This window comes from Azospira inquinata, assembly GCF_018905915.1.
Classification (GTDB): domain Bacteria; phylum Pseudomonadota; class Gammaproteobacteria; order Burkholderiales; family Rhodocyclaceae; genus Azospira; species Azospira inquinata.
Map to the genome: position 1 here is coordinate 505,638 of NZ_CP064782.1, position 14,659 is coordinate 520,296.

Annotated in this window: 12 protein-coding genes and 1 tRNA gene; 3 read left to right on the forward strand and 10 right to left on the reverse strand. The window is 61.7% G+C overall.

Features of this window, described 5'->3' with window-relative positions; genetic code table 11:
• Positions 1-154: 154 nt before the first annotated feature.
• The gene (locus tag Azoinq_RS02250) at positions 155-1,012 is read right to left on the reverse strand and encodes a type IV pili methyl-accepting chemotaxis transducer N-terminal domain-containing protein (RefSeq protein ID WP_216126971.1); all 858 of its coding nucleotides are present in this window, start codon (positions 1,010-1,012) and stop codon (positions 155-157) included.
• A 425-nt stretch (positions 1,013-1,437) separates the two neighbouring features.
• Here Azoinq_RS02250 and Azoinq_RS02255 point away from each other — a divergent pair.
• Positions 1,438-1,512: transfer RNA gene (locus Azoinq_RS02255), tRNA-Arg, on the forward strand.
• 45 nt (positions 1,513-1,557) lie between these two features.
• Here Azoinq_RS02255 and Azoinq_RS02260 read toward each other — a convergent pair.
• Positions 1,558-2,940: an amidohydrolase family protein gene (locus tag Azoinq_RS02260; RefSeq protein WP_216126965.1), complete on the reverse strand. Its 1,383-nt coding sequence runs from the start codon at positions 2,938-2,940 to the stop codon at positions 1,558-1,560.
• Positions 2,941-3,075: 135 nt separating this feature from the next.
• Here Azoinq_RS02260 and Azoinq_RS02265 point away from each other — a divergent pair, with 135 nt between their 5' ends.
• Positions 3,076-3,969: a LysR family transcriptional regulator gene (locus Azoinq_RS02265; protein ID WP_216126962.1), complete on the forward strand. Its 894-nt coding sequence runs from the start codon at positions 3,076-3,078 to the stop codon at positions 3,967-3,969.
• A 180-nt stretch (positions 3,970-4,149) separates the two neighbouring features.
• Here the strand turns inward: Azoinq_RS02265 and Azoinq_RS02270 are convergent, their stop codons facing one another.
• The gene (locus tag Azoinq_RS02270; protein WP_216126953.1) at positions 4,150-4,440 is read right to left on the reverse strand and encodes an amine oxidase; all 291 of its coding nucleotides are present in this window, start codon (positions 4,438-4,440) and stop codon (positions 4,150-4,152) included.
• A 276-nt stretch (positions 4,441-4,716) separates the two neighbouring features.
• On the opposite strand from Azoinq_RS02270, the gene Azoinq_RS02275 reads away from it, so the two are divergent.
• The gene (locus tag Azoinq_RS02275; protein WP_216126950.1) at positions 4,717-5,631 is read left to right on the forward strand and encodes a bestrophin family protein; all 915 of its coding nucleotides are present in this window, start codon (positions 4,717-4,719) and stop codon (positions 5,629-5,631) included.
• Between the two features lie 57 nt (positions 5,632-5,688).
• Here the strand turns inward: Azoinq_RS02275 and Azoinq_RS02280 are convergent, their stop codons facing one another.
• From Azoinq_RS02280 to Azoinq_RS02310, 7 genes are all read right to left on the reverse strand, one after another.
• On the reverse strand, positions 5,689-7,182 hold the full coding sequence (locus Azoinq_RS02280; RefSeq protein WP_216126947.1) for an efflux transporter outer membrane subunit: 1,494 nt from the start codon (positions 7,180-7,182) through the stop codon (positions 5,689-5,691).
• The gene (locus Azoinq_RS02285; protein ID WP_216126945.1) at positions 7,179-10,331 is read right to left on the reverse strand and encodes an efflux RND transporter permease subunit; all 3,153 of its coding nucleotides are present in this window, start codon (positions 10,329-10,331) and stop codon (positions 7,179-7,181) included. The genes Azoinq_RS02280 and Azoinq_RS02285 overlap by 4 nt, the downstream gene beginning before the upstream one ends.
• 18 nt (positions 10,332-10,349) lie before the next feature.
• The gene (locus Azoinq_RS02290) at positions 10,350-11,519 is read right to left on the reverse strand and encodes an efflux RND transporter periplasmic adaptor subunit (RefSeq protein ID WP_216126943.1); all 1,170 of its coding nucleotides are present in this window, start codon (positions 11,517-11,519) and stop codon (positions 10,350-10,352) included.
• Entirely contained in the window at positions 11,516-12,082 is a 567-nt protein-coding gene (locus tag Azoinq_RS02295) for a TetR/AcrR family transcriptional regulator (protein WP_216126941.1), read from the reverse strand. Before Azoinq_RS02295 ends, Azoinq_RS02290 begins: the two co-directional genes overlap by 4 nt.
• A 141-nt stretch (positions 12,083-12,223) precedes the next feature.
• On the reverse strand, positions 12,224-12,715 hold the full coding sequence (locus tag Azoinq_RS02300) for a hypothetical protein (RefSeq protein WP_216126939.1): 492 nt from the start codon (positions 12,713-12,715) through the stop codon (positions 12,224-12,226).
• A gap of 264 nt (positions 12,716-12,979) precedes the next feature.
• Positions 12,980-13,282 carry a hypothetical protein gene (locus tag Azoinq_RS02305; protein WP_216126936.1) on the reverse strand — a complete coding sequence of 101 codons (303 nt, stop codon included), beginning with the start codon at positions 13,280-13,282 and terminating at the stop codon, positions 12,980-12,982.
• Between the two features lie 181 nt (positions 13,283-13,463).
• Complete coding sequence (locus Azoinq_RS02310) at positions 13,464-14,597, reverse strand: acyl-CoA dehydrogenase family protein (RefSeq protein WP_216126933.1); 1,134 nt, start codon at positions 14,595-14,597, stop codon at positions 13,464-13,466.
• Positions 14,598-14,659: the final 62 nt, after the last annotated feature.

Here is a 14,659-nt window from a genome sequence, read left to right on the forward strand (position 1 = left end):
AAAGCCAATCGCCTATATTTTTTGAAATACCTCGACATGAAACACCCCGGCAGTTGGCCTACATCGGCCATCTCATCACAATACCGACTTGATTTTCAATAAAAAATCACACCCCAATTTCTCCGAACCCCCCCAGCCCAAACTCTACCAATCCCTATAGCTTCGCATACAGGAAAGTCAACTTCTCCAGAACCTCCAATATATTTTCTGACGCCACCGCCAGATCATTCAACCGGGTTCCTTTTTTAATATTTGAAAAAAACTGGTCGTAGAAAGACCATTGGCTATCGCCCAAGGTAAGCCAGGACAAGGTTTCCGGGGTATTTTCCGGTGCCGCTTTAAGTATATTCATGGCAGAGGAGAATTCTGATCTTGCCCGGATAATATCCTGGGTGTAATTCTTCTCGCTATAGCCGTTCGCGGAAAAGAACAAATATTTGGCCAGTTGCTGAGATAGCATTCTTTGCCTGCCCGAGAGATTCACAATCCCGCCGATTTTCGATCCCACGCTCCGTTGCAGCAGGTCGGCAAGGCTGTTGGCCGCGCCCAGTATTGCATCACTGTATTCCGAAATCTCGGGAAGCTTGGCCACCGAGGGTTGGCCAGCCAGAATAGCCTTGTACTTCCCCCATTGCCGCCCCATCAGGTCAAGATATTTTTCCTGGCCCTTTTCCCCTTTGAGAAAGCTCTTCAAATAGGACAACTGCTGTTCAAACTCCAATATCGTCCCATTGATATTCTTTTTCGCCACATCGACCCGGATATTCAATAATATCTGGGCGTAAAGCTTGGCCCCCCGTTGGGACAACATCCGTTGCCGCCCCGCCAGATTAATGGCCTGGGATATTGTTTTCGGTAATGAGATCAGCCCCAGTTCGCCAGAAGCGTAGCATTTAAAACCGTACAGCACCCCTATAGCGCCAAGCAAAAAACTTCTGCGTTTCTTCAAAAAGCCAATATTTTCTACAGTATTTTGTTCTTGGCTTTGAGATTCTCCCACATACAAATGCATGTCGATCTCTGGTAGAAAAATACTTTCAGACTATTCCTCTCTCGCGCCTAAATCCTTAATTCAAATCAATTATTTAACTTACAAGATATAAATCGAAGGCCTCCTGTCAGCCCCTGATTGCAGCCCTAGACGGCCGGATAAGGGAGTATCCTTTTTTCCCCATACACCATAGTTATCCCTATTCCCAATAGGCTCTTTTCAACAGCCCCCCGCGCTTCCGTCTCCCCGAGGAATTGGAGGGCGCAAGCTTTCTTTGGGGACAGTTTGCATATAGACTTGTGGCCCTCGCGGTGGGAGGGAATCTTTCCCGCCGTCCTTCGACGGCTTAGATGCCTGCCCTCCGCAAATGCAGAATGGCAGGGCATCCTCCAGCTCGCCGAGGGATACACAAGGCAGGGTGTCCGCGCCTCGCGGCGAAGCCTCCACTCCTCGTAGTTCAATGGATAGAACGAGTGCCTCCTAAGCGCTAAATACAGGTTCGATTCCTGTCGAGGGGACCAAATCCACCGAGAGGTCCCGCCTGGCAACAGCTCCGCCCCAGGGCTTTATCCGATCTCCCCCTCCCCTCGCCCCACCGCCCGATGATCCTTCAGCCAGGCTTCTCGGCGGGCAAACAGGGGGGGAACGGCCCGGTTGGCGTCGGCAATCAGGGCATCCAGATCGGCGCTGAGCAGGCGTCCCCCCTCCACCAGCACCTTACCCGCCACCATGGTGAGATCCACGTCTCCGCCTTGGACGGCAAAGACCAGGTTGTGATGGAGGTTGAGGTAGGGGCCGGTGAGCAGGGGCGTCATACGGGGAGTATCCGTACGCACGGCGATCATATCCGCCGCCGCACCGGGCTTCAGACAGCCCAACCGGTCTTCCTGGCCCAGGGTACGGGCTCCATACACCGTGGCCATGCGCAGTACTTCCCAGGCATCCAGGTGGGCCGCATCCATGGTGGCGAATTTGGCCAGGAGGGAAGCCACCTTCATTTCCTCAAACAGATCCAGGTTGTTGTTTTCCTTTTCCCCGTCTGTCCCCAGCCCCACGGGAACACCGGCCTCCAGCAGGCGGCTGACCGGGGCGGCGCCGCTGGCCAGTTTCATGTTGCTGGTGGGATTGTGGATGACGCCGATATTGCCCCGGCGGGCCAGGATGGCGATTTCCGCCTCGTCCAGCCAGACCCCGTGGGCCAGCATCACCCGGGGCACATCCAGCAGGCCGAATTGCTCCAGCGCCTGGACCGGACGCAGGCCAAAGCGCCGCCCCATTTCCCGGATATCCACCTGGCTTTCGTTGCTATGGGTGTGGAACCCCACCCCGTAACGGCGGCACATTTCCGCCGCCCGGCGCCAAGCTTCGGGCACCGCGTAAAACAGGTGTTCCATGCCCACCCAGACCTGGATACGACCGTTTTCCGCCCCGTGCCAGGCCTGGATCAGGGCTTCGTTGCTGTCCAGGGTCTCGAAATAATTGTGATCCGGATGTTCCGCCACATAGGGCACCAGCACGGCCCGAATGCCCAGATCCCGGGCCGCCCGGGCGCCCCCATCCAGATAGCGCCACATATCGGTGATGGTGGTGGTCCCGGACAGCAGGGCTTCCCCATAGCAAAGCCGGGAGGCGATTTCCGCCTCTTCCGCCGTGAGCACCCGGTGCATGGGGTCGATATAGCGTTGCAGCCACTCATAGACCGGCAAGCCCTCCGCCGTGCCCCGCAGCAGGCCCGAATGGCAATGGCCGTTAATCAGGCCGGGCATGAGTAAGCGCTTGGGCAGATGGCGGCAGGGCGCCTGGGGATAGGCGGCCATCACCGCCGCTGCCGGACCCACCGCCGCCAGGGTGCCGGTGGCTTGATCCACGGCCACCGCGCCGTCTTCAATCACCGGATTACCTTCGGTCATGGGCAGCACATGGTCGGCCCGGAACAGTTCTATGGACATGGGAACTCCTGAAAAAGTAAGCAGAAAGGAAGGCTGCCGCCGGGAGCGGCTCCCTATCAATCGCCCCCATGATTCAGCAAAATTCCCGATGGTAAAAATCAACCACCATCGATTTTCTCGATGGATAATGGACCCATGCGCTATTCACTGGATCAACTGGAAATGTTCGTGGCGGTGGCGGACCGGGGCGGTTTTTCCGCCGCCGCCCGGCACCTGGGCAAAACCCAATCCACCGTCAGCAGCGCCGTCGCCAATCTGGAGCTGGATCTGGGAGTCAGTCTCTTCGCCCGGGACAACAAACGCACCGCCCTCACCCCCCCGGGGGAAAGCCTGCTCAGGGAGGCCCGGGAAATTCTGGAGCGCTGCCTGGCGCTGGAAGGCCACGCGGGCAGCCTGGGCCAGGGGGTGGAGGGGGAAATCACCATCGCCATCGAAATTCCCCACGACGTGCTCATGGGGGCCCTCACGGATTTCGCCAACCAGTTCCCCCACCTGGACCTCCACGCCCGCCATCCCCGCCAGGGGGATATCCGGGCCCTGCTCCTGGAGGGAGGCGCCCAGTTGGGCATTCTGTTCGCCCAGCCCCACTACCCGGCGGAACTGGACTTCACCCAGATGGGACGCCTCACCCTCACCCACGTGGTCAGCCGGGACCATCCCCTGGCCCGCCTCCCCACGGTGCGCTTCGCCGATCTCCACGTGCATCGCCGCCTGGCCTTCAGCCCCCACGCCCACCGCCTGCCCACCACCGAGTACCTGGCTGCCACCCCCTGCTGGCAGGCGGAAAGCTACCCGGCCCTCCTGGAAATGGCCCTGGCCGGACTAGGCTGGACCACCCTGCCCCGGCAGATGATTCGCCGGGAGCTGGCCCGGGGGGATTTGGTGGAACTGGCCCTGGAAGCCTATCCCCACACGGATTGGCAGGTGGGGGTGGATCTGGTGTGGAGCAAGACCGCCGCCCTGGGCCCCGCCGCCCGCTGGCTGAAAGCCCGCCTGCTGTCCCGGGCCCTGGGGGAAGAAAAGGCCTGAGCCGGAGGTTGCCCGGGAAGAGGGGCCCCGTACCCTGCGCCCCAATCCGCCGCCCCCGAAAGCCTACCGATAACGGCAGTCTGATTCACAACACTGGGTCCCAGCCAAAAACGCCGAAGGCCCGCACAGGGCGGGCCTTCGAGGCGGCTACCCCATGCCTTAGCACGGGGTGAAGCGGAATTACTTGCCGGTGCTGGGAGTGGCGACGGGAGCGGCTTCGCCCTTTTCCGTTTTTTCCACCTTTTGCACCGCCTTCTTTTCTTCCTTCTTTTCCACTTTCTTCACCTTCTTTTCCACCTTTTTGGCAGGCTTGGCGGCCTTTTTGGCGTCAGGGGCTTCCGCCTTCGGGGCGCTGGCGCTGGCCGTGGGAGCAGGCTTGGCGGCCGGAGTGGGGGCAGTGGTTTGGGCAAAGGAAGCGGAGGTGAAGCCAGCGGCCACCACCAGGGCGATCAGGGTCTTGGAAACTTGCATGGTGTAACTCCTTCAAGAAATAGGGGGTGAAACCTTGGCTCGGTACCGGCTTTTTCCAGCACCTTGCTTCCTTTAACGCCTTCCCCCCGGCCCTTGATGTCAGGAGCTATGTAAGCCCAGGTATCCGACTGTCACCGAAAAGTAAGGGATTTGTATCCGGGGCCAGAAGGAGCCACTTTTCCCCCGGGCGTGGGAAGAAAAGGAGTGATCCTGTATGCTCCCGGTCCCCCCACGGGCCCGCCTATTTCCGGCATTTTTCCCCCTTACTCCCTTACCATGATCGTCCGACCTCCCCAGCATTGGTTCCGCCGCCTCTTTGATTGGCGCGGTTCGGTTCTGCCCAATATTCTCTTCCGCCTCAGCCTCAATTTCATGATGGCCGTGGCGGCAGTCATTTCCTTTCCCTGGTACGAGCGCCTCAGCCTCCGGCTTACCACCGCCCCTTTTAGCCTCCTGGGGGTAGCCATCGCCATCTTTCTCGGCTTCCGCAACAACGCCAGCTACGCCCGCTTCGTGGAAGCCCGCCAGCTCTGGGGCAACCTGCTCATCACCGAGCGCTCCCTGCTGCGCCAGGCGAAAAGCCTGGCCCTGGCCCCGGCGGCCCGACAATCATTCACCGCCCTGCTGGTGGCCTTTGCCTGGGCCCTTAAACACCAGTTGCGCCAGACCGCCCCCCGGGAATATCTGGAACGTCACCTGCCCGCCCGGGACCGGGCCGAAATCCTAGCCAGCCCCCTGGCCGCCAACCGTATCCTCCTGGCCCTGGGCCGCTGGCTGGGAGAACAGCGCCAGCAGGGAGCCTTGAGCGACATGCTCTATACGGGCATGGATCGCAATCTGGACGAGCTTTCCCACATCCTGGGAGGCTGCGAACGCATCGCCACCACCCCCATTCCCTTTGCCTACAGCCTGATCCTGCACCGTACCGTCTACCTCTTCTGCACCCTGCTGCCCTTTGCCCTGGTGGAGGACCTGCGCTATATGACCCCCCTGGTGTCCGTGTTCATTTCCTACACCTTCCTGTCCCTGGAATCCCTGGCGGAAGAGCTGGAAGATCCCTTCGGCACCGCGGCCAACGACCTGCCCCTGGACGCCCTGTGCAACACCATCGAAATCAATCTGAAGGAAATGGACGATCAGTCCCCCCTGCCGGAAAAACACCAGCCCGACGCCCACTTCAACCTCACCTAAAAAGCAAAAGGGGAAGGCCTCAGCCTTCCCCCCGTGGCGTTGCAAAAAGCCCCGCTCCTAGCCGCCGGAAGATTCCCCGGTACGCTCCCGCACCCCGCCCCCCAGCACCTTGTACAGGGTGACCAGATTGGTCTGCCGGTTAAGCTTGGCGGTAATGAGACTCTGCTGGGCGCCGTAGAGGGAGCGCTGGGACACCAGCAAATCCATATAGCTGGAAATCCCCGTGTTGTAACGGGCCCCGTAGAGCTTGAAGCTTAAGGCCGCGGCCGCTTCGTTGGCCTGGAGGGCCTGGAGCTGATCCCCCAGGGTGCCCCGCTGAGCCAGGGCATCCGCCACTTCCTTGAAGGCGGTCTGGATGTCCTTTTCGTACTGGGCCACCCCAATTTCCCGGTCCGCCTTGGCAGAGGCCAGGGCGAAGGTTAGGGCGCCGCCCCGGAAAATGGGCAGGTTGATCTGGGGCACGAAATTCCAGGTGCCGTTGCGCCCGAGGAACAGGCGGGACATTTCGTCGCTGCCCGTGCCCACTCCGGCGGTCAGGGTAATGCTAGGGAAAAAGGCGGCCCGGGCGGCACCGATATTGGCGTCATAGGCTCGCAGCAAATGCTCGTCCGCCACCAGATCCGGGCGCCGCAGCAAGACCTGGGAAGACACCCCGGCAGGCACGTCCTGCAACACCGGCGCCCCGTCCAGCAATTCCCCGCCGGGCAAAAGCTCCCCGGCCACCGGGCCGCCCACCAGCAGGGTCAGGGCATTCATATCCTGAGCCACCGCCGAGGTATAGGCCGCCACATCGGCCCGGGCCGTTTCCACGCTGGTCTGAGCACCGCTCACATCCAGTTGAGAGCCCACCCCCAGGGCAAAACGCCGCCGGATCAGGTCCAGGGTTTCCCCCTGGCTCCGTTCCGTGGCCTGGGCCAGGCTCAGCCGGGCCTGATCCGCCGCCAGGGTCAGATAGGCGCTGGCCACTTCCGCAATCAGGGTGATCTGCTGGGAATTGCGGGCCTCCACCGTATTCAGATAACGCTGGAGGGCGGCATCCTTGAGATTGCGGATACGCCCGAAAAAGTCCAGCTCATAGGCACTGAAGCCCAGGCTGGCCCCATAAACGTGGGTGGTACGGGCCGTGTCGGCGGGGGTCAAATCCTGGGCGGTGCGGGCATGGGTTCCGCTGGCCGCCCCATTCACCGAGGGGAAAAGGTCCGCCCGGGCGATGCCGTACTGGGCCCGGGCTTTTTCAATATTCAGGGCGGAAATACGCAAATCCCGATTCTGGGCCAGGGCCTGCTCCACCAGGGCCGCCAGACGCCGGTCCAGGATAAAGTCCCGCCAGCCCAGTTCCACGGCCGCCGGGCCCTTATCCCCCTGGGGCGCCCCAGCATAGGCCGGGCCCGTGGGCCAGGCCTGGGGTATGGGGGCGGCAGGCCGCTGATACTCGGGGGTAAGCAGGGAACCGCAGCCGGACAAGGCCAGGGCAACCCCCAGGGCCAGCAGGGGATTCCGCCAGGCACCGGGGAAAGGTGGGGGAAGGGGCAGAGAGGGAGCGGTTCTCATGGCTGGGACTCCTGCTGGGAGGCGCTGCTGGCACTAGGGCTGGCGCCACTATCACGACTGAAATATTTGCGGACCTGCACGAAAAACAGGGGGATAAGGAAAATACCCAGGGCCGTGGAGGCCAGCATGCCCCCCAGCACCCCGATACCGATGGCGTTCTGAGCCCCGGACCCGGCCCCGTTGCTGATGGCCAGGGGCAGCACCCCGAAGCCGAAGGCAATGGAGGTCATGAGAATGGGGCGGAGCCGCATCCGGGCCGCTTCCAGGGTCGCATCCACCAGGGACTTGCCCTGTTCCTGCAAGGTCTTGGCGAATTCCACGATCAGAATGGCGTTTTTGGTGGCCAGACCAATGGTGGTGAGTAGCCCCACCTGGAAGTACACGTCATTGGAAAGCCCCATGAGCTTGGTCAGGGCCAGGGCCCCCACCACCCCCAGGGGCACCACCAGCATCACGGAAAAAGGTACGGACCAGCTTTCATACAGGGCCGCCAGGCAGAGGAAAACCACCAGCATGGAAATGGCGTAGAGGGAAACGGCCTGGGAACCTGCCAGCCTTTCCTGGTAAGAAAGGCCGGTCCAGGAATAGCCGATGCCCGAGGGCAACTGGGCGGCCAAGCTTTCCATGACCTTCATGGCGTCCCCGGAGCTCTTACCCGGCGCCCCTTCCCCCAGGATTTCCACGGACGGCACCCCTTCGTAGCGTTCCAGTCGGGGAGAGCCGAAACTCCAGTGGGCCTGGGCAAAGGCGGAGAAAGGCACCATCTGGCCATCGCTATTGCGCACATACCAACGGCCCAGGTCCCCGGGCTGCATCCGGAAGGGGGTGTCCCCCTGGATATAGACCTTTTTAGTCCGGTTCTTGTCCAGGAAGTCATTCACATAGGTGCCGCCCCAGGCCGTGGCCAGCACGTCATTCACGTCCCCCATGCTGAGGCCCAGGGCCCCGGCCCGGGTCTGATCCACATCCAGCTTGTACTGGGCGCTGTCGTCCATGCCGTTGGGCCGTACCGCCACCAGATCCTTGCGCTGACTGGCTTGCATGAGGAGCTGATTACGGGCGGCGATGAGCTTTTCGTGGCCCAGGCCGGCCTTATCCTGCAACTGGAAGTCGAAGCCGGAGGCATTGCCCAGGTCCATCACCGCCGGAGGCACAAAGGCGAAAACCTGGGCCTCCCGCAGCTTGGAAAACGCCCCCATGGCCCGATTGGCCACGGCTTTGGCCTTCTGGGCCGCGGCCTTGCGCTGATCCCAATCCTTCAGCATGACGAAGGCAATGCCGCTGTTCTGGCCGCTACCGCCGAAACTGAAGCCCTGGACGGCAAACACGGAGGTCACGTTTTTGCCTTCCTCATTGAGGAAATAATCTTCCACCTTTTTCAGCACCTGGACCGTGCTTTCCTGGGTGGCCCCGGGGGGCAACTGAACCTGGGTGAAAATCACCCCCTGATCCTCATCGGGCAGGAAGGAGGTGGGCAGGATGAAGAAGAGCCCCACCATGCCCCCCACCAGGAGCAGATAAATCAGGGAAAACCGGGTGCTGCGGACGAGAATACGGCCCACGGCGCTCTGGTAACGGTTGGTGTTGCGCTCGAAAAAGCGGTTGAACCAGCCGAAAAAGCCCCGGTGGTGCTTGTCGTGGCCCTTTTCCACCGGCCGCAGGAAGGTGACGCACAAGGCGGGGGTCAGGATCAGGGCCACCAGCACGGACAGGGCCATGGCGGACACGATGGTGATGGAGAACTGGCGGTAAATCACCCCGGTGGAACCGCCGAAAAAGGCCATGGGCACAAAGACGGCGGAAAGCACCAGACCGATGCCCACCAGGGCCCCGGTAATCTGGTCCATGGAGCGCCGGGTGGCCTCCTTGGGCCCCACCCCCTCCTCACTCATCACCCGCTCCACGTTTTCCACCACCACAATGGCGTCATCCACCAGCAGGCCGATGGCCAGCACCATGGCAAACATGGTCAGGGTATTGATGGAAAAACCGCAGGCAAAGAGCACCCCGAAGGTGCCCAGCAGCACCACGGGCACGGCGATGGTGGGAATCAGGGTGGCGCGGAAATTTTGCAGGAACAGGTACATCACCAGGAACACCAGCCCCACTGCTTCCACCAGGGTTTTCACTACCTCATGGATGGAAATGCGCACAAAGGGAGTGGTATCGAAGGGATAAACGGTCTTCATCCCCCGGGGATAGAACTTTTCCAGTTCCGCCACCCGGTCCTGCACGGCCCGGGCTGTGGCCAGGGCATTGGCCCCGGTGGCCAGATTAATGGCCATACCGGTGGCGGGCTTGCGGTTGAAACGGGAAACGAAGCCGTAGCTTTCCTGGCCCAGATACACCCGGGCCACATCCTTCAAATGCACCGTGGAGCCATCCGGCAGGGTGCGCAGCAGAATGTTGCGGAATTCCTCCGGAGTCTTGAGCAAAGACTGGGAAGTGACGGTGACGCTGAAGCGCTGACCGGGCTCCGCCGGGGTGCCCCCCAGCTGGCCCGCGGACACTTCCGCATTCTGGGCATTGATGGCCGCCACAATGTCCGCGGGCACCATCTTGTAGTTGTTGAGCTTATTCGGGTCCAGCCAGACCCGCATGGCCCGGGGAGAACCGAAGAGCTGGATGCTGCCCACCCCGCTCACCCGGCTGATGGGATCCATGATGTTGGTGGAGACGAAATCCGCCAGTTCCGCATCGCTCATGCGCCCGTCTTCCGAGACAAAGCCCAGCACCATGAGGAAGTTGGGGGTGGCCTTGGCCACCGTAATGCCGGATTTCTGCACAATGGCGGGCAACCGGGGGGTGGCCAGTTGCAGCTTGTTCTGCACCTGCACCTGGGCGATGTCCGGATTGGTCCCGGCCTGGAAGGTCAGGGTGATCTGGGCGTTGCCCGCCGAGTCGCTGCTGGAGGACATGTAGGTCAGACCGTCCAGCCCCTTCATATTCTGCTCGATGAGCTGGGTAACGGTCTTTTCGATGGTGTCCGCCGAAGCCCCCGGGTAGAAGGCGTTAATGGACACCTGGGGCGGGGCGATGTTGGGATACTGGGAGATGGGCAAGCCCGTAATGGCCAACACCCCCGCCAGCATGATGATGATGGCGATAACCCAGGCAAAAATGGGCCGGTCAATGAAAAAGCGGGACATGGTTGGGGGCTCCCGGGCTTATTTGCCGCTATTGGTCAGGGCAGACACGGTCTTCACCGTCACCCCGGGGCCGATGGACTGAAGACCGTCCACCACCAGCTTGTCTCCGGACTTCAGGCCCCCCTTCACCAGCCATTGGTTGCCCACGCTACGGGGGGTCTCCACGCTGCGGGACTGGACCTTGTTGTCCGCCCCCACCACATAGACCGAGGACTTGCCCTTGGAATCCCGGCTCACCGCGTCCTGGGGTACCAGGATGGCCTGCTCGTTGATCCCCTCCGTAAGCCGGGCCCGAACGAACATGCCGGGTAAGAGCTCATGCTTGGGATTGGGGAAAATGGCCCGGAGGGTGATGGCCCCGGTGCTTTCATTAACCGTCACGTCGGAAAACTGGAGCTTGCCCTCCAGGGGATAAAGACTGCCGTCTTCCAGGATCAACCGGGCCACGGCCCCGTTGGCTCCGGCTTTTTTCAGGGTACCGTCCGCCAGATCCCGCTTCAGTTGCAGCAATTCCCCGCTGGAGCGGGTCACATCCACATAAATGGGGTCCAGCTGCTGCACCGTGGCCAGGGCCGTGGTCTGATCCACCGTCACCAGGGCCCCCTGGGTGACACTGGACTTGCCGATGCGCCCGGTCACCGGGGCCAGCACCCGGGTATAGCGCAGGTTGATGTCGGCTTGCTCCAGGGCAGCCCGATTGGCCTGCACCGTGGCCACCGCCGCTTTGGCCGCCGCCGCCGCGTCATCGTATTCCTGCTGTCCCACCGCCTTCACGGCCAGGAGCTGCTGGTAACGCTCCGCCTTGAGGCGCAGGGTGGTGAGATTGGCTTCGGCCTGAGCCAGATTGGCCTTAGCGCTGTCATAGGCCGCCCGGTAGGTGGCCGGATCAATCTGGTACAGGGACTGGCCTTCCCGCACGTCCGCCCCTTCGGTGAACTGGCGCTTGAGAATAATGCCCCCCACCTGGGGCCGGACTTCCGCCACCTTATAAGCGGAGGTCCGGCCCGGCAAATCCATGTCCAGGGCCACCATCTGGGGCTTGATGGTCACTACCCCCACGGTGGGGGTGGGTGCCTGGCCCTGGTCCGCCGGACCGCCGCAGGCTGCCAGCACCAGGCACAGGCCCAGGGACAGGGCGGCCCGGGAAGACAGGGGGGAAGGGAAACGGGGGGCGGAAAAGGGCTTCATCGGGTAGCCTCGTCGCAGAGATTTAAAAGGTGGTTGAGGAGCGCCGTACGGCGCGCTTCGGAAATGGCATAGATATCGAACATCTGGGCACACCAGAAACCATCCGCCGCCAGACGCAGGGCCAGGAGCTGATCCACCGCGGCGGGAGCTTCCTGGCGGTCTTTTTCCAGTTCCGCCAGCATGTCCTGGCGCCAGCGCTGGGCCGCATCCGGCCAATTCAGGGTGAGCAGGCCAATGGCCTTCTGGCGGCGGGGATCCATGGGCAGGAAACTGGTGCGGATATAGGCCCGGGCGTGGCGGCCGGGTCGGTCATCCTCCTCCGCCAGCACTGCGTCCATTTGGCGAAAGCACTCGTCGGTGAGGTGCAGGTAAAGTCCTTCCAGCAGGGCGGCTTTGGAACGGAAATGGTATTGCAGACCGCCCTTGCTCACCTCCGCCCGCCGCGCCACCCCATCCAGGGTCAGGGCGTGGAAGCCCTCATCTACCAGGAGATCCAAGGCGACGGAAAGGAGCTGGGCGCGCAACTGTTCCGGCTGTTTGGGGCGACGATGGGCGACTGACATAGAAACAATCCGTCCGGATGGATTGCATATGATTCCACAACCCGAAATGAATTACAACTTTGGGGAACTTTTTATTTTTGCTGGATTTTACCCATAAAAAAGGAGCCCCCAGGCTCCTTTTTTATGGGGCTTGCATAGCCCTCAGGACTTTTGGCCGCTGCTGCTGGAACTGGTGCTGGTGGCAGCGCTGGAAGAGGTGGTAATGGTGTGGATGAGGGAATTGAGCATGGAGGTCAGGGAGCTGGAACTGGTGGACGAAGCGCTGCTGCCGCTCATGCCGATCTGACCCGGCAGGGTCACGCCCCCGTTCTCATCCCCGGAGGCCAGCAGGGGGTCGGTCAGACCGCTCTGGGCGTTAAGCTGAGCCATCAGGCCCTGGGCGTTGTAGGTGCTGGTGGTACTGGAATTCGTGCTGCTACTGCCGGACAGGGAGCTTAGGGTCACCAGGCTCTTGTAGAGGCTGGCCGCCGTGCTATCCCCATTGGCTATGGCAGAGGAGACGGCGGCGGAAAGCTTGTCGGACAGGGTGGAGTTGGCACTGGAACTGGAGGAACTGGTGCTGTTGGAGACCGACTTCAACAGGGCATCCACCTGGGTCTGGGTATAGGCCGAGTAAATGGACGAAACGCTCATGGGGTTCTCCTAAATACGCCCCGCCGCCCCTACCGTTATCCCCCCGGCTTACCAAAGGGCGGCAATTCCTGCCGCCCGGACGGCAGCAAGCCCCAGGGGATGAATAAAAACCGGCAAAGTCGGCGCAGCTAGTGGGTGATGCCGGTGTTACAGCAGATTCCATGCCTGAGCCCAAGGTCGGCCAGGGCAGGCAGGGGCCTAACAACCGCCAGAGGATTGCCCCCAGGGCATAAGAACCCAGAAAATCCTTGTATTTCCTGGACCCTATTCATATTTCAGGTGGGCGAAGAAGTTCATCAATTTATCAATTTCGGAACGGGGGGCCTGCTGCTCACGGCTTTTCAGCAGCTTCTGGTAAGCCTCCGGGTCATTTTTCGCCAGGGCCTCGTACTCGGCCAGGGTCATACCCTGGGCCTTGCCCGCCTCTTCCCGCACCATGAGGTCCTGGGCAGAGCCCGTCTCCACCACCTGCATACGGTCATGGCCACTCAGAAAAGTCACCATTTCCGGACTGAACCAGCCAATCAGGCATAGGGCCACCAGGGTGGTGAGTAACAGGGCTTTCATCTTTCCTCCTTCAGGGAAATAGGGGCGGTGGGAGGATAAGCCCGGTGTTTCCAGGCCAACCCACGGCGGCCAATAATACCATTCACATAACCCTGTCACTCTTCCCGATAAAAATCGGAAAAAGCCTCCATCAAGAAAAAAGGCGCCCCGCAAGGCGCCCTTTTTCCATCCTCGGAAAGGTTCAGCTAGCCAGCGCCCGGCCAATCACCAGGCGCTGGATGTCATTGGCCCCTTCGTAGATCTGGCATACCCGCACGTCCCGGTAGATGCGCTCCACGGGAAAATCGCTCACGTAACCGTAGCCCCCGTGGATCTGGATGGCGTCCGAAGCCACCTTTTCCGCCACTTCGGAAGCGAACATCTTGGCCATGGAAGCCTCCGTCAGGCAGGGCCGACCCGCGTCCTTGAGCTGGGCGGCCCGCCAGACCATGAGCCGGGCCGCATCCACCTGGGTGGCCATGTCGGCCAGACGGAAATTCACCGCCTGGTGCTGGATGATGGGTTTACCGAAGGTCTCCCGCTCCTTGGCGTAGCGCAGGGCCGCCTCCAGGGCTGCCCGGGCCATGCCCACGGACTGGGCGGCAATGCCGATGCGCCCGGCTTCCAGATTGGAGAGGGCGATCTTGTAGCCTTCCCCTTCCGTCCCCAGCATGGCGCTGGCGGGCACCCGGCAGTTGTCGAAGAGAATCTGGGCCGTGTCCGAGGCCTTTTGCCCCATTTTTTCCTCCAGCCGGGCCACCTGGTAGCCCGGGGTAGCAGTGGGCACCAGGAAGCAGGAAATGCCCTTTTTCCCCGCTTCCTTGTCGGTAACGGCAAAGACAATGGCCACCTCCGCGTGTTTGCCCGTGGTAATGAACTGCTTGACCCCGTTAATGACCCAGTGGTCCCCGTCCCGCACCGCGGTGGTTTTTATGGCGGAAGCGTCCGATCCCACGTGGGGCTCGGTAAGGCAGAAGCAGCCCAGGGCTTGGCCGGAGGCCAGCCGGGTGAGCCATTCCTGCTTCTGGGCCTCGCTGCCGTATTTGAGGGTAATGCCGCAGGCCAGGGAATTCTGCACGGAAACGATGGTGGAGGTGGCCCCGTCCCCGGCAGCGATTTCCTCCAGGGTGAGCACCAGGCTCAGGTAATCCATCCCCGCCCCCCCGTAGGTGTCGGGCACCACCATGCCCAGGGCCCCCAACTCCCCCAGCTCCCGGAGGGCTTCCCGGGGGAAGGTGTGGTTTCGATCCCACTCCGCCGCAAAGGGCGCCAGGCGCTCCTGGGCAAATTGGCGCATGGTGTCTTGAATCATCTGGTGTTCCTGATCCAGCAGCATGGTTTGTCTCCTGATGTGATTGTTATGGCGGCCGGCCCCCGCCCCCAGGCAGGGTTCGGCCA

Excerpts from the sequence above, each read along its gene's own strand:
- Azoinq_RS02250 (WP_216126971.1), bottom strand. The coding sequence starts at position 1,012 with ATGCATTTGTATGTGGGAGAATCTCAAAGCCAAGAACAAAATACTGTA.
- Azoinq_RS02260 (WP_216126965.1), bottom strand. The coding sequence starts at position 2,940 with ATGTCCATAGAACTGTTCCGGGCCGACCATGTGCTGCCCATGACCGAA.
- Azoinq_RS02265 (WP_216126962.1), top strand. The coding sequence starts at position 3,076 with ATGCGCTATTCACTGGATCAACTGGAAATGTTCGTGGCGGTGGCGGAC.
- Azoinq_RS02270 (WP_216126953.1), bottom strand. The coding sequence starts at position 4,440 with ATGCAAGTTTCCAAGACCCTGATCGCCCTGGTGGTGGCCGCTGGCTTC.
- Azoinq_RS02275 (WP_216126950.1), top strand. The coding sequence starts at position 4,717 with ATGATCGTCCGACCTCCCCAGCATTGGTTCCGCCGCCTCTTTGATTGG.
- Azoinq_RS02280 (WP_216126947.1), bottom strand. The coding sequence starts at position 7,182 with ATGAGAACCGCTCCCTCTCTGCCCCTTCCCCCACCTTTCCCCGGTGCC.
- Azoinq_RS02285 (WP_216126945.1), bottom strand. The coding sequence starts at position 10,331 with ATGTCCCGCTTTTTCATTGACCGGCCCATTTTTGCCTGGGTTATCGCC.
- Azoinq_RS02290 (WP_216126943.1), bottom strand. The coding sequence starts at position 11,519 with ATGAAGCCCTTTTCCGCCCCCCGTTTCCCTTCCCCCCTGTCTTCCCGG.
- Azoinq_RS02295 (WP_216126941.1), bottom strand. The coding sequence starts at position 12,082 with ATGTCAGTCGCCCATCGTCGCCCCAAACAGCCGGAACAGTTGCGCGCC.
- Azoinq_RS02300 (WP_216126939.1), bottom strand. The coding sequence starts at position 12,715 with ATGAGCGTTTCGTCCATTTACTCGGCCTATACCCAGACCCAGGTGGAT.
- Azoinq_RS02305 (WP_216126936.1), bottom strand. The coding sequence starts at position 13,282 with ATGAAAGCCCTGTTACTCACCACCCTGGTGGCCCTATGCCTGATTGGC.
- Azoinq_RS02310 (WP_216126933.1), bottom strand. The coding sequence starts at position 14,597 with ATGCTGCTGGATCAGGAACACCAGATGATTCAAGACACCATGCGCCAA.